We start from the raw sequence: 14,057 nt of genomic DNA, 5'->3' as shown, positions 1-14,057 counted from the left end.
CGCAGAAACAGAACGTCTTTGTATAAGGGGATGGTATAAACTTTTAGTGTGCATTAGGCGCATTTGCCTCGTTTGATAATGGAGTAATCAATGGCACCAGTATTTTTTCTGACTCAGCAAGCTGCCTTACCAAGTCGTAAGGTGCTTCGTAAAGTGATTCAGTTTACGACAGCGCTGGCTCAACCCATCGTGGTATTGGTGGAAGACCACCGCCGGAGTGAAGATCACGCGTTCGCGCATTTCCTTAGTTTCAACTCTGACCATATAGAAAAGAGACAAGCTGAGTTTGAAGCTTGGACATCAAAATTTAAAGACTTCGTTATCGAACTTTGTGAAGAAGAGGAAGTTGAAACGCCAACACTCTCTTACGAGCATTTCAAAGGGAGTCATTGGATTGCTCAAGTCGCGAAACGGCTTGTCGACCACACAGATTTACTGCTCGTGGGGCATTTTAACAAGCACGAAATTCAAACCTTACTCACCGAGCTAGCAAAAAACGATTGTGATTTATTACTATTAAGTGAGCGTTCATGGCCTTCTCACGCCAACATGCTTTGCGCGATAGATCCGCTTCATCGCGGAGATGCAAAATCAGTCGTAGATAGAGCCATCGTATCGCGAGGCTCAAAGCTAGAAAAAACCTTGAGCGGAAAAATGACGTTAGTTTACTGCCGCTACGTTGCGCCTTATCTATCTCGCTATCGTGCAGAGATTTTGAGCAATCAAAAAGCAGGCATTACGGACTTTATTACTGCGCAAAAGTTAACACGAGTACCACTACTGCTGCCAGAAGGAAACCCTGAAACGGCGTTACCAAAAGCAGTTAAGCAATCACAAGCGGCAATTCTGATTATGGGCGCATGTAAACGAAGCATGTCATCCCAATTTTGGTCTGGCAGCACTGTAGACACGTTACTTGATCAACCGCCTTGTGACCTGCTGCTCGTCAATAGCACGAAGGATTGATCAGGCTTCCCCATCCCGCCGCATCTTAAATAATATCACGCGCAGTTATTGGCTCTTCATGGTCTCTAACTGCGCGGCTTCATGTTCCGCGTTCAAGGCTTGTTTCTGCTGCTGTTTAACCTCATCCCAACTGCGTCCCGATTCAATCGCAGATACACGCTGCTCGTATTTAGTGCAGGCTCTTTCGAGTACTTTCTCAGGATCTATGCCCTTTTCTCTTTCCAACACTTTTAATACGTTAAGATAGTTCCACAACACATCGCCTAACTCGTCTTCCAAATGACAAAGGCGGTCCTCACGAATCTCTTCACGGACTTCATCGACTTCTTTGCTAATGGCCTCCAGATAAGTCTCTACGCCTTTAAACCAAGTGTTGGTTTGGTCATATTGAGATTTTCTCGTCGCAATTGCGTACAACTCATCAAATTTCTTCATTATCTCTCCGTAGAACGAGTTTTTATTTACGCCTCTTTAGGGCGAATAAACTTCCCTTTTGCCGTCACTCTAACTTCATTATTGACCAGTAATTGAGCCACCAGTTGATATATACCGCGGCGTTCACCTTCACAGTGTGCAGTAATCGTGACGTGCTCATCTAACTCAATAGGTGCATGGTAGCGCACATCCAACTGCGCGGTAAGGGCTTGAATGTCTTTAAATAACAAACAGTGTGTCATTGCACCATCGAGCAGCGAACTCGCAATGCCACCATGCAACAGGTCGGTGTAACCTTGATGACGCGGTAAAACGTGAAACTCTCCGACAACAGAACCATCGGCTAGGCACTGGTAGTTCACAGCCAAAGAGTTCGGATTCGCATCGATTGAAGAACAAACCGCACATTGATAATGAGATTCGTGAGTGGAATGAAAGTGACTGTTTGCGGACATGTTAAGTACTCAGCTTGTAAAAAGAGTAATTAGCATATGCCAATTATTAAAAAGAAACGGCGAGTAATCTTTGTTTGCACGTTGTAGGGCCAACAACCTCATTATCCATAACGTTAAATAATCATTTTCATAATTAACGATAATTTCCAGTTTATTTAGAGTGGCGATAAGGTTTGCATCGTGATTACGCAACGTTATGAAAGGCGACTTATGAAGTTTCTCCACACGATGATCCGTGTTGTTGACCTAGACAAATCTATCGAATTTTATACAAAAGTTCTGGGTATGAGCGTTTTGGATCGTTTTGAAAACCAAGAATACCGTTACTCACTGGTGTTTGTTGGTAGCCCTGATCAACCAGATGGCGCGACCATCGAGCTAACTTATAACTGGGATACCGGCAGTTACGACTTAGGTAACGCATTCGGACACATGGCGCTTGGGTGTGAAGACATTTACGCAGCTTGCGAACAAATCAAAGCGCTTGGTGGCAACGTCACTCGCGAACCCGGTCCAATGAAAGGAGGAGAAACGCACATCGCCTTCATTAAAGATCCCGACGGCTACCCAATCGAACTGATTCAAACTAAACAATAACGAGGTTTCCTATGACAGACGCATTATTTCAACCGATTCAACTTGGCTCTCTCTCATTAAAAAACCGCATCGTTATGCCTCCGATGACGCGCTCTCGAGCCTCTCAACCGGGTAATGTTGCCAACGACATGATGGCCACCTACTACGCTCAACGCGCCGAAGCGGGATTAATCGTTGCAGAAGGCACGCAAATTTCACCAATGGGTCAAGGCTACGCGTGGACACCGGGCATTTATAGCCCAGAGCAAATTGCTGGCTGGAAAAAAGTAACTGATGCAGTGCACGAGAAACGCGGCGTTATCTTCGCGCAATTATGGCATGTTGGTCGTGTGACTCATCCTGACAACATCGGCGGCGAGCAACCTATTTCTTCTTCTGCGCTTAAAGCGGAAAACGTGAAAGTATTTATCGACAATGGCACTGACGAACCTGGCTTTGTCGACGTGGTTGAGCCGCGTGAAATGACCAAACAAGACATCAAGAATGTTATTGAAGAATACCGCCAAGCCGCATTAAACGCGATAAAAGCTGGGTTTGATGGTGTCGAACTTCACGCAGCAAATGGCTACTTGGTTAACCAGTTTATCGATTCTGAAGCGAACAACCGCACCGATGAATACGGCGGCTCAATTGAAAACCGTCTGCGTTTTCTTGGTGAAGTGGTCGAAGCGATGACGCAAGCCATTGGCGCAGATCGTGTTGGTGTTCGCCTTGCACCATTCACTTCGTTAAACGGCACCGTTGATAGCACACCTGTCGACACCTACACCGCTGCTGCTGCGCTGCTTGATAAACTCAATGTTGTTTACATTCACATTGCAGAAGTGGATTGGGACGACGCGCCAGACACTCCACTCGCCTTTAAAACCGCAGTTCGTGAGGCGTATAAAGGCACACTGATCTATGCCGGTCGTTACAACGCAGAAAAGGCGCAATACGCGATTGAAAGTGGCTTAGCCGACATGATCGGTTTTGGTCGTCCGTTTGTTGCAAACCCAGACTTACCAAGCCGCATCAAGCATGGCTACCCACTGGCAGAACATGACTCTGCCACATTGTTCGGCGGCGGTGAAAAAGGCTTAGTGGACTACCCTGCGTATCATGCGGGTTAATTCATCTGCGTAAAGCTGATTCGCAACTCACGACAAACCAATAGCTAACCCAAAAGAACCTTGCTCTTCCCCCTGTGACGCCAAGATGCAGGGTTCTTTTTTAGGCAAGCCACCAAGGGTTAACGTCTTTGACAAGATGTACAACCTCGGCACGCAGAGCGCGTCGTTTTACTTAGTAAACTGCGTTGTACTTTACAGTAGGCGTTTTTGAGTGCGCGGCGGCCTGAAAACCAATCATCCGGTTTAGTGAGGATTAAGTAGCCGTTAAACCTCTTAACCAACTCGGTTCGATTGTTTTCGATAAATCGGCTATCAAACTCGATTTCGAAGTAATCCAACGCTTCTTCGATACAAGTAAAGCTGGCAATTTTTTCCTGAATCGTATTCTCTGTCATCGTTTCTTTAGCGTTATCGTTTTCAATGAAGTTTATGTGTCTCGCGCTTTACGTTCTTTGATTTAGCGCTTCTAACATCACTCTTTCTGGAATTTCCATATTGAAATTCAATTTGGGAATTCGTTATTTCCCCAACCTTTTTATTTTAATAATCACCTTAAGACACTGATTTAAATAAACATTATTTTTGGTTCATATTTTGCTCTACTTCGTTAAACGGAATGTTGGAGGGACACGATATGACTTACAGAGCGGAAGTAGACGGATTAAGGGCGATTGCTGTCACGTTGGTGATTTTGTTTCATGCAGGAGTTGAGCAGTTCGCTGGTGGCTTTATTGGCGTCGACGTATTTTTTGTTATCAGCGGCTATTTGATCACCACCATCGTGATTAACGATTTGGAAAACCAGAAGTTCAGCCTCGGTGATTTTTATGAGCGACGCATTCGCCGCATACTTCCCCTGCTACTGGTGGTGATTGCCGTCAGCTACTTGATGTCTTGGTGGCTGTTTTTGCCACAAGCACACAAAGACGTTGGTCAGTTCGTAGTCTCTTCTATTCTTTCTTCATCCAACATTCTTCTGTATTTAAAAGGCCACAATTACTTCGGTTTAGAAGATCAAGCCAATCCGCTGTTTCACACTTGGAGCTTGGGCGTTGAAGAACAATACTACATTGTCATTCCTTTGCTACTCATGCTACTCGCTCGTGGCAAAAACGCGTTTTTCCTGACTTTTTTTGTCGCGGTATTTGCGCTGAGTTTGATGACTATTGTCTATGCGAGCAACGATCCTGATTTCGCCTTCTACATGATCTTCTCTCGTGCTTGGGAGCTGGCAACCGGTTCATTACTCGCATTAGTGATGAGAAAAGTCCAAGTTCAATCTAATGATACTCTAGCAACCATTGGCATCGTTTTGATATTGGCTTCCGCGCTTTTGTTTGAAAAATCGCAAGATGGCGCGGGTATCACTTTGCTGGTGCCGGTCATCGGTAGCGCGTTGGTGATTTTGTTTGCCTCTAAAGACAATGTCTGCGGTAAATTGCTGAGCCTAAAATGGGTCGTGTTCGTCGGCTTAATCAGCTACAGCTTGTACTTGTGGCATATTCCGCTATTTGTGTTTTACCGCTACATGCTGGATGCAACTCAAGACGTCAATATCCCGATTTACATTGCCGCTCTTTTTATACTGTCTTACTTCACTTGGCGCTTTGTTGAAAAGCCGTTCCGCAGCCGAAAAGCCATGAGCATGCGCACTGTGTCTGCGGTTATTGCGGTTTTGACGTTACCCTTGCTGACGTTCGGCGTTATTGGTCATCAAAACGGTGGTTTTCCAGAAAGAAGTGCATTTTTCGAGGCCATGCGCGTGAACAACGGTTACGGTTTAGATTGCAACGGCAACACCGACGTTAACGATGTGTGCTCGTCTGCGCCGCAGCCCACCATCGCTGTGTTAGGCAATAGTCACAGCATGGTTTACGTGAAGCGTCTGTCCGAAGTAACACCAACTGGCGTGGTGCAACTTACTCAAGATTCCTGTGCGGTCGGTTATATCGACATCATCAAAGATGCTGGCTCAATTTCTTGCCGACAGTTCTTCAAACAGGCAGTCGATACCATTTTGCGTACCCCTTCTATTCGTCGCGTCGTTATCTCTTCCAACTTCAATAAAGAGCTTTCACAAGCCGATTATGAGACATCATTAACTAGATTGTTGAATGAACTGGAAGGGAAAGAAGTGGTCGTTTTCGGACCAACGCCTTCTGCACCTTTTGCGGTAGGAGAATGCCTTTGGAAAGCGCGTTTGTTTGGCGAGACAAAAGAGTCCGCATGCGATTTTTCTCCCAAGCGACATCACCCTCAAAACGTGGCGAAGTTAGTGAACTACTTTGAGCAATTTGAGCACATTGAGTTTGTCGACTTGACCGATGCCATTTGCAGAAATGGAGTATGTCGAATGAAAGTTGGTGCGAACAACGCGATGTATACGGATGACAGCCATTTATCTTACAAAGGTGCGGAGTTGGTGCTTGGGCATTACCACAATAGTGCAAATGAAGCGCAACAGTTCACTTACGACCGACAATAACCAAGAGAGTAAGCTTTTATGCTTCAGCGCTTATCTCAGGTAAGCGCTGAATATTTTAAAGCGAGAGAAAGCCAGCGCGTTTATTTGAAAATGCGTGGGTCAAACGCGAAATCGAGCTTTTCGGCTTTCTTAATGATCTCTTTCATTTTGGGATGATTTGGATTCACCACGTAGTTTTTATCACGAGGTGAAATCGTTGAAGGCACTTGCAGTGCGGCAAACTCGGGATGAGGGTCATTGAGAAACTGGTCACCAATGTACTGTGTAGACTCGCTCGCCGGTATTGCTCGCCACGTCACAGGGAGATCTTCTTCATCTAAGGTGGCGATGAGATATTCGGGCATTTCAATACGATATAAATCGTACAGTTTGGTGATAGCTGGATCGTTATTTACGTGAACAAACACTTCCAACGAGCAAAGGGATTCCGATTCAGAGAAGTAGAGGGCTTCGGTTCCTTTTGAGTTCCATCGCCCTCCAAACAACTTTGCGCCAACGGGGCTGAATGGCGTGTCAGCAAATTTCTTTTGTGTGAGACGATAGAGCTTCATATTACGAGAACACCCCGTGCTCTAAACGGCCGATCAAATCTTTGACGATTTCAAAATCCACCGTGGTCGAGACCATGTCTAGCGGCCTTTTTCCACCTAAGCCGTACACATTCTCTCTCATCCATTTTAACGCGCGCTCTTCGTCGTCAAACAACTCTGTCGCGAGTTTCAATAACATCGCTAATCGATAGATTGCATCACTCTCTTGAGTATTAAAACGCTCATCATTTTTAAGACGACGCTTAATTGTACTAACAGGAATCAGTGTCACATGTTGGAATTCACTTTGAGAAAGCTTTACTCGATCAACAATGTTCCGGTATACCTTGGGCTCAAAGCCTTTGTGAACCGCATCAATACGACCCGTTTCAGCATCTTCAATACCTAGCATAAGCCAGAAATTGGCTTTATGAGATTGTTTCGGCTTAAAGCTTTTTAATGCTGCAGTTGCCATATCAAGCTCCTATGGTTCATATGGTCTAGTCATTATGGTTCAAATGAGCTCAATTATCAATCAAAGTAACAATCAAAGTAAAAAGACAGGTAAAGAAAAAGGCGAGCTTTGCGCCCGCCTCTCTTACTTATTCATCAACTTTGTTTACGCATCTACCGATTTGCATCGTTTGACTTATTACAAGTCAAAACGGTCGGCGTTCATGACTTTCGTCCATGCAGCGATGAAGTCGTGGATGAATTTTTCCTGATTATCATCTTGCGCATACACTTCCGCGTACGAACGTAGAATCGAGTTTGAGCCAAAGACAAGATCCACTCGAGTTGCCGTCCATTTCACTTGGTCTGTTTTACGATCACGTATTTCGTACTGATTAGCACTTACCGGTTGCCACGTATATGACATGTCAGTAAGGTTCACGAAGAAATCATTCGACAAAGTGCCTACTCGGTCAGTAAATACGCCCTCTTTTCCACCACCGTAGTTACTGCCTAGAACGCGCATACCACCGATGAGTACCGTCATTTCTGGTGCTGTCAAACCCATAAGCTGCGCTCGGTCGAGCAACAACTCTTCCGGCTTAACCGCGTAGTCTTTCTTCAACCAATTTCGGAAACCGTCAGCAACAGGCTCAAGAACTTCGAACGATTCAACATCCGTCATCTCTTGGGTGGCATCACCTCGGCCTGGCGCGAATGGTACGGAAACATCATGACCTGCGGCACGCGCAGCCAGTTCAATACCTACGTTACCAGCAAGCACGATAGCGTCAGCAACACTACAGCCCTCTTCTGCTGCTATTTTTTCTAGCACAGCAAGAACACGACTTAGACGCTCTGGCTCGTTTCCTTGCCAATCTTTTTGCGGAGCCAAACGAATTCTCGCACCATTTGCGCCACCTCGGCGGTCAGAGCCACGGTAAGTACGCGCACTATCCCACGCCGTACTTACTAGCTCACTAATGGATAGGCCACTTGCTTCGATTTTTGTTTTCACTAAATCGACATCGTAGTCTGTCTTACCTGCAGGCGTTGGATCTTGCCAAATAAGATCTTCGCTTGGCACATCAGGTCCGAAATAACATGATTTTGGTCCTAGATCGCGGTGTGTCAACTTAAACCAGGCACGAGCAAAAACGTCATCAAAGTACGCTGGGTCATTTTGGAACTTTTCTGCAATCTTGCGATATTCAGGGTCCATTTTGAGCGCCATATCGGCGTCAGTCATGATTGGATTGTAGCGCTTAGAACCGTCTTCAACATCGACAGGCTTGTCTTCTTCTTCAATGTCGATTGGCTCCCACTGCCACGCACCTGCTGGGCTCTTCTTCAGTTCCCAATCGTACTTAAATAGTAGGTGGAAGTATCCGTAGTCCCATTGTGTAGGGTGTGTCGTCCAAGCACCTTCAATGCCGCTCGTTACCGTGTCACGGCCAATGCCACGCGTTTTGTGGTTAATCCAGCCAAGACCTTGTTCATGCACGTCTGCGGCTTCGGGCTCTGGACCAAGGTTTGCGGCATCACCATTACCATGACACTTACCGACCGTGTGACCACCAGCTGTGAGCGCGACGGTTTCTTCATCGTTCATTGCCATTCGCGCAAAGGTCACTCGCATGTCATGTGCTGTTTTGAGAGGATCTGGGTTACCGTCTACCCCTTCAGGGTTCACATAGATAAGACCCATCATTACCGCAGCAAGCGGGTTTTCTAAATCTCGCTCACCAGAGTAGCGGCTGTTATCAGCGTCACTTGTGGCTAACCATTCTTGCTCAGAGCCCCAGTAAGTGTCTTTTTCTGGGTGCCAAATGTCCTCTCGTCCAAACGCAAAGCCAAAGGTCTTAAAACCCATGGATTCGTACGCCATGTTACCGGCAAGGACAATCAGGTCTGCCCAACTTGATTTGTTGCCATATTTTTTCTTGATGGGCCATAAAAGGCGGCGAGCCTTATCGAGGTTGGCGTTATCTGGCCAAGAGTTGAGAGGAGCAAAGCGTTGGTTGCCTGTAGCAGCACCGCCACGGCCATCCGCGATACGATAACTACCCGCTGCATGCCATGCCATTCGGATCATTAAACCACCGTAGTGTCCCCAGTCGGCAGGCCACCAGTCTTGGCTATCAGTCATTAAATCTTTTAAATCTTTTTTAAGTGCTTCGACATCTAGCTTTTCCAGTTCTTCTTTGTAATTAAAGTCCTGGCCAAATGGGTTGGTTTTGGAGTCGTGTTGATGCAGGATGTCTAAGTTCAAGGCATTCGGCCACCAATCCATCACCGACTTATCTGTAGATGTTTGCCCACCATGCATAACTGGACATTTACCTACCGAACCGCCGTTTGTGTTGCTCATATAATGCTCCTTCGTATCGTGGTTGTGGCAACCACTCTTTGTTATTCAATAAATCGAATATCCACCTCAAACAGCGTAGTTCATACACTGAATTTTTAGTTAACGCCAAGTCAAAATTTCCATATCTCGGCTAATAAATAATTGTTATCAAACATGTACCTATATGCAGAAAATATGGATAGAGATCAGTTTAACTCCATACCTGAATACTTGATCCCAGACAGCCTCGCCATGTTGTGATCCCAGGTCGCTAAATCATGGCGACTAAATTCATTCAGAGCGTGGTGACCACATGCCCTTGCCATAACTTGCATGAGCTCGACCGAGGATTCGAAGAAATTTTTCAGTTGCTGAGATGATTTTTCGATATCGAGACGCTGCCTCAAATCGGCATTTTGCGTTGCGATCCCCGCAGGGCAATTATTGGTGTTACAAATCCGGGCCGCGACGCAACCGATCGATTGCATCGCACTGTTTGCTATCGCCACTCCGTCTGCCCCAAGTGCCAACGCTTTGACAAAATCCATAGGAACTCGCAACCCACCAGTGATGATTAATGTGACGCGGTCACTTGCGCCTTTTTCATCTAAGTACTTACGCGCACGAGCTAACGCAGGAATGGTTGGCACGCTAATATGATCACGGAACATAGTTGGCGCCGCGCCCGTGCCACCACCGCGACCATCTAAGATTATGTAATCGGCACCCGCATCGAGCGCAAATTGTATGTCTTGCTCAATATGGTTTGCACTGAGTTTAAAGCCAATTGGAATGCCGCCCGTGATGCCACGGACTCTGTCGGCAAACTTTCTGAAATCGTGAGTAGTATGAAGATCTTTAAATGTTGGCGGTGAGATTGCTGGTTGGCCTTCGGGGATACCTCTCACCTGAGAGATCTTACCTACATTTTTATTTGCTGGAAGATGACCACCCGTGCCTGTTTTGGCGCCCTGCCCACCTTTAAAATGAAAAGCCTGAACATTAAGAAGCTTGGATTCATCGTAGCCAAACTGAGCACTGGCAAGCTCATAGAAATACCGCGAATTTGCAGCTTGTTCTTCAGGTAACATCCCCCCTTCACCGGAACAAATACCAGTCCCTGCCAACTCAGCACCTTTTGCTAGCGCAATTTTCGCCTCTTCCGAAAGTGCGCCAAAACTCATGTCCGATACCAATAAAGGGATAGCAAGTTTGAGCGGCTTACGTGCGTTTGGCCCCACAATCAACTCAGTTGATACGGGAACGTCTTCCAACAACGGTTGTGTCGCCATTTGCGCCACCATGATTTGTATAGCGTCCCAATGTGGTAGCAAATGCCTAGGAACCCCCATTGCAGCCATCGGACCATGATGACCGAGTTTAGAGAGCCCTTCTCTCGCTAACTGGTGGATAAACTCTAGGGTTGGTTCTTCTTGAGTAGCGGACGCAGTCGGTTTGTCACTTTTCTCTCGTTTTTTCTCAGGGCCTTCTTTGCCGACTTGCTCAGAAGAAAAACGCTTATGTGTTCCATCACAAAATGGGGCATTAGAGGTATGCTTGCACTGGCAGAGATACGCCTCTTCATCTTTTTCCGCAGTAAAGCTCATTGGCTTTAAGCCTGTTCCCGAATGCGACCCATCGCAATAAGGTTGATTTTTAGAACGTCCACATCGGCAAAAGTAATATTCTTGCCCTTCGGTTAGATTCACTTTAATCGGCTTATTATCGGCGATGATTGGCTTGCTCATGTTGCCCCCTGTTTATTATTGTTAACCACGCTTTCTCGCTGGCTTGCAATAAGCGTAGAACAGGAGCGGAAAGAGCGTCAGCGAAACCAGAGTAAAATACGCGATTGTCGCTTGCCTCACCTATACTCTTTATGGGTCTCATACACGTGGAGGCTATATGACGATTGCAACCCGATTAGATGAATATTTGACTGAGCACAACATTCACTTTCAAACCGTGAATCACAGCCACAGTCATAGCTCGCTACAAAGTGGTGTTGCCGCAGGTGTGCCTTTAATGAATATCGCAAAAGGCGTCATTCTTGAGGATCATGAAGGGCATCATATGATGGCGGTCTTACCTGCCAACAACAAAATCAGTTTGTCGAGATTAAACGATGAATTTAACGCTACTTTCCACTTGGTGAAAGAACGTATGGTTTACCGACTCTTCACTGATTGTGAGCACGGCGCGATTCCACCGATTGGTAGTCCTTACCACATGTCGACCGTTTGTGATGAAAGATTAGCAAACTTGGAACATGTCTATCTTGAAGCCGGCGATCATGAAACTCTGATTAAGCTAGATAGAAAGGCATTTAAAGAGCTAATGAACGACTGCAAATACTTAAGATTCAGCAGTGAAGTTCTGCATTAAACTTCCAAAAACCTGTCGACATTTCGTGAAAAAGGCTCTTTCAAAAAGAGCCTTTCTTTCTCTATTGGCAGCGCATGGTGGAAACTTCTCGGCTTTTGGTAATCCGCAATTTATAGCGCATAGAAACCAAAAAAGCCGCCCGTTTGGGCGGTTTTTATCAATCCAACCACTATCGAACAAATATCTTTTGAATCGCTTTTATCGCCATAGCTCTGCGACGCATTAATGCCCCCGTCCTTGGTAGCCATTTCGGCGTGTGGAGTACGGTTTTCGCGTGGCTAAAGGTTCTGAATCCTTCCACTCCATGATAATGACCAATGCCTGATTCACCAACGCCACCGAAAGGCGCATCTTCAGCGCCAACGTGTAATACCGTGTCGTTAATGCCGACGCCGCCACTGTGTGTGTTGCGTACAATATGTCTGATGGTCGATTTGTTGTCCGACATAACATACAGCGCAAGTGGTCGCTGGTGCTGATTAATGTAGTCAATCGCTTCATCTACCGCTTTGTAAGGCTTGATGGGTAGAAATGGCCCAAATATTTCCTCTTGCATGATGCGCATATCTCTCGACACGTCAGTGATCAAATGAGGATACAAAAGCCTTTCCTGTTGAGGTGACGCTTCAACAGTATGGATGCTTGCGCCCTGAGCTTTGGCATCCTCAAGTAGCGCAGTCAAACGATCATACTGTCGTTGATTGATAATATGGGTCAGCTTTTGATTCTTGTTGGATTTCAAATAGAGTTTTTCAAAACGTTTTAAGAACAGCGTGATGAACTCTTCGACGCGTTCTTGTGGTACAAACGCGTAATCAGGCGCCACACAAATCTGGCCAGCATTGATGCATTTACCAAACAAAATCGCATCAACGGTTTTCTTCATGTCTGCATCTTCTGCAATGATCACCGGAGATTTCCCGCCCAGCTCTAACGTCACTGGAGTCAGGTTATCTGCCGCTGCTTTTGCCACAGCGCGACCAACATTTGTCGAGCCAGTAAACAAAAGATGATCGAATGGCAGTTGACTGAAGGATTGTGCAACGTCCGCTTCTCCTTCAAAGACTTCGACATATTCAGACAACTCGCGACAAATATTGACGATGACTTTATTGGTTTTGGGCGTAAATTCGCTGAGCTTCATCATCACACGGTTACCTGCGGCCAAAGCAGTAACTAAAGGCGCAAGGCTCAAAATGACAGGAAAATTCCACGGCGAAATGATCCCGACCACGCCGAGTGGCTGATACTGAACAGTCACTTTCGACGGAGCAAGCAACAGACCGGATTCACGCTTACTTGGTTTGCACCACTTTTTTAGCTGCTTGATGGTGTAATTGATGTGCGAGACCGTCGGCAAAACGTCGGTCATGGCGGTATCAAATTCGGAACGATAACCAAAATCGTCACTCAGCGCTTCCACCAATGCTTGTTTATTCGCAATCAGAGCTTGTTTTAGCAAGACAAGGCGCTGCTTACGCTCATCCAAACTAGGATAAGGTTCGGCGGCATACGCCGCTTTTAAGCGATCAAGGCTTTGTTGTAACAGGTTGTCCACTTCAACCTCTGCGATTGCGTTCATGATGCTTCTCCTAACCTAGTTTCAACCAATGACGCTCCAAATTAACACGAGCGCAACAATGTTACTATTGTAGCGCTCGCGAAATTAGAGTTCGAACTCTGATTAAAATATCAGTGGGTTTGGAGCTAAGTCAGACGCAACTCATAAATGCCGAGCCGTTGAGAGCGGTCAAGCGTCTCGAACTCGTGATCAACGTATTCTTTTAATGTAGCACCAGCACGCTCAGCAATATTGATGCTGGCAATGTTGTCTTCCATACAGTGGAATTGGATGAATTGCGCGTGCCCTTTCTGCTTCAAAAAAGGAATCAACACCGCGAGTACTTGGTCGATCACTCGGTGTCCTCGCCCATTGTTGGCAAGCCAATAGCCAATCTCAGTGACGCGTGTGTGCGAATCCACACCTTTAATGCCAATAACACCCGTAAACTGCCCATCAAAATAAATAGCGCACCAGTGGGCATCTAACGCTTTGCTGTTCACGCGCTGAGAGATGTAGTTCACCGCTTCTCTGCGGTTGGTCACAAAGTCCGTCCAAGGCAAATAGCCAGAGAGGCTGTTTCGATACGTGTTCACCACTTCCAGTAAAACGGTCGCGTGTTTGGTGGTAAGAGGCTCAATTGAGACCCTGTCTGAAACAGAAAAACTGGCCTGCATGCTATTTCCTTGATACGCCTTTTGGCACATGACCTCATCCATCCACATTAT

At 46.2% G+C, this 14,057-nt stretch carries 14 protein-coding genes; 5 read left to right on the top strand and 9 right to left on the bottom strand.

The window, feature by feature from the left end; translation table 11 throughout:
• The first annotated feature begins 90 nt into the window (after positions 1 to 90).
• Complete coding sequence (locus ACWPOD_RS03005) at positions 91 to 966, top strand: universal stress protein (protein ID WP_167427451.1); 876 nt, start codon at positions 91 to 93, stop codon at positions 964 to 966.
• Between the two features lie 45 nt (positions 967 to 1,011).
• Here ACWPOD_RS03005 and ACWPOD_RS03000 read toward each other — a convergent pair whose 3' ends face one another.
• Both ACWPOD_RS03000 and ACWPOD_RS02995 read right to left on the bottom strand, forming a co-directional pair.
• The gene (locus ACWPOD_RS03000; protein ID WP_167427450.1) at positions 1,012 to 1,401 is read right to left on the bottom strand and encodes a MazG nucleotide pyrophosphohydrolase domain-containing protein; all 390 of its coding nucleotides are present in this window, start codon (positions 1,399 to 1,401) and stop codon (positions 1,012 to 1,014) included.
• 26 nt (positions 1,402 to 1,427) lie between these two features.
• Positions 1,428 to 1,856 (bottom strand): PaaI family thioesterase, encoded by a 429-nt coding sequence (locus tag ACWPOD_RS02995; RefSeq protein ID WP_045627353.1) that lies wholly within the window; start codon positions 1,854 to 1,856, stop codon positions 1,428 to 1,430.
• Between the two features lie 210 nt (positions 1,857 to 2,066).
• On the opposite strand from ACWPOD_RS02995, the gene gloA reads away from it, so the two are divergent.
• Together gloA and ACWPOD_RS02985 are read left to right on the top strand one after the other, a co-directional pair.
• A complete protein-coding gene (gene gloA, locus ACWPOD_RS02990; protein WP_167427449.1) occupies positions 2,067 to 2,453 on the top strand; it encodes a lactoylglutathione lyase in 387 nt (128 codons plus the stop codon).
• An 11-nt stretch (positions 2,454 to 2,464) separates the two neighbouring features.
• Positions 2,465 to 3,565 (top strand): alkene reductase, encoded by a 1,101-nt coding sequence (locus tag ACWPOD_RS02985; RefSeq protein ID WP_167427448.1) that lies wholly within the window; start codon positions 2,465 to 2,467, stop codon positions 3,563 to 3,565.
• Between the two features lie 119 nt (positions 3,566 to 3,684).
• Here ACWPOD_RS02985 and ACWPOD_RS02980 read toward each other — a convergent pair whose 3' ends face one another.
• Positions 3,685 to 3,960: a nitrogenase-stabilizing/protective protein NifW gene (locus ACWPOD_RS02980; protein ID WP_005498697.1), complete on the bottom strand. Its 276-nt coding sequence runs from the start codon at positions 3,958 to 3,960 to the stop codon at positions 3,685 to 3,687.
• A gap of 239 nt (positions 3,961 to 4,199) precedes the next feature.
• Between ACWPOD_RS02980 and ACWPOD_RS02975 the strand changes: the two genes are divergently transcribed.
• Positions 4,200 to 6,050 carry an acyltransferase family protein gene (locus ACWPOD_RS02975; protein ID WP_167427447.1) on the top strand — a complete coding sequence of 617 codons (1,851 nt, stop codon included), beginning with the start codon at positions 4,200 to 4,202 and terminating at the stop codon, positions 6,048 to 6,050.
• An 80-nt stretch (positions 6,051 to 6,130) separates the two neighbouring features.
• On the opposite strand, the gene ACWPOD_RS02970 is transcribed toward ACWPOD_RS02975, so the two are convergent.
• The 4 genes from ACWPOD_RS02970 to ACWPOD_RS02955 form a co-directional block, all read right to left on the bottom strand.
• Positions 6,131 to 6,601: an RES family NAD+ phosphorylase gene (locus ACWPOD_RS02970; protein WP_005376497.1), complete on the bottom strand. Its 471-nt coding sequence runs from the start codon at positions 6,599 to 6,601 to the stop codon at positions 6,131 to 6,133.
• Position 6,602: 1 nt separating this feature from the next.
• Positions 6,603 to 7,055 carry a type II RES/Xre toxin-antitoxin system antitoxin gene (gene parS / locus ACWPOD_RS02965; protein ID WP_006742299.1) on the bottom strand — a complete coding sequence of 151 codons (453 nt, stop codon included), beginning with the start codon at positions 7,053 to 7,055 and terminating at the stop codon, positions 6,603 to 6,605.
• 177 nt (positions 7,056 to 7,232) lie between these two features.
• The gene (katG, locus tag ACWPOD_RS02960) at positions 7,233 to 9,404 is read right to left on the bottom strand and encodes a catalase/peroxidase HPI (RefSeq protein ID WP_456231548.1); all 2,172 of its coding nucleotides are present in this window, start codon (positions 9,402 to 9,404) and stop codon (positions 7,233 to 7,235) included.
• A 185-nt stretch (positions 9,405 to 9,589) separates the two neighbouring features.
• Positions 9,590 to 11,131 carry a glutamate synthase-related protein gene (locus ACWPOD_RS02955; protein ID WP_167427445.1) on the bottom strand — a complete coding sequence of 514 codons (1,542 nt, stop codon included), beginning with the start codon at positions 11,129 to 11,131 and terminating at the stop codon, positions 9,590 to 9,592.
• A gap of 157 nt (positions 11,132 to 11,288) precedes the next feature.
• On the opposite strand from ACWPOD_RS02955, the gene ACWPOD_RS02950 reads away from it, so the two are divergent.
• Positions 11,289 to 11,768, top strand: a complete 480-nt coding sequence (locus tag ACWPOD_RS02950) for an aminoacyl-tRNA deacylase (protein WP_006742302.1) — start codon at positions 11,289 to 11,291, stop codon at positions 11,766 to 11,768.
• 169 nt (positions 11,769 to 11,937) lie between these two features.
• On the opposite strand, the gene ACWPOD_RS02945 is transcribed toward ACWPOD_RS02950, so the two are convergent.
• Positions 11,938 to 13,350 carry a coniferyl aldehyde dehydrogenase gene (locus ACWPOD_RS02945; protein WP_124007837.1) on the bottom strand — a complete coding sequence of 471 codons (1,413 nt, stop codon included), beginning with the start codon at positions 13,348 to 13,350 and terminating at the stop codon, positions 11,938 to 11,940.
• Between the two features lie 125 nt (positions 13,351 to 13,475).
• Positions 13,476 to 14,048, bottom strand: coding sequence for a GNAT family N-acetyltransferase (locus tag ACWPOD_RS02940; protein ID WP_167427444.1), 573 nt, complete (start codon positions 14,046 to 14,048; stop codon positions 13,476 to 13,478).
• Between the last annotated feature and the right edge of the window lie 9 nt (positions 14,049 to 14,057).

The organism is Vibrio sp. JZG120, assembly GCF_053890955.1.
Note: the sequence above shows the minus strand (reverse complement) of the source record. Positions and strands in the feature narration are given on the sequence as shown.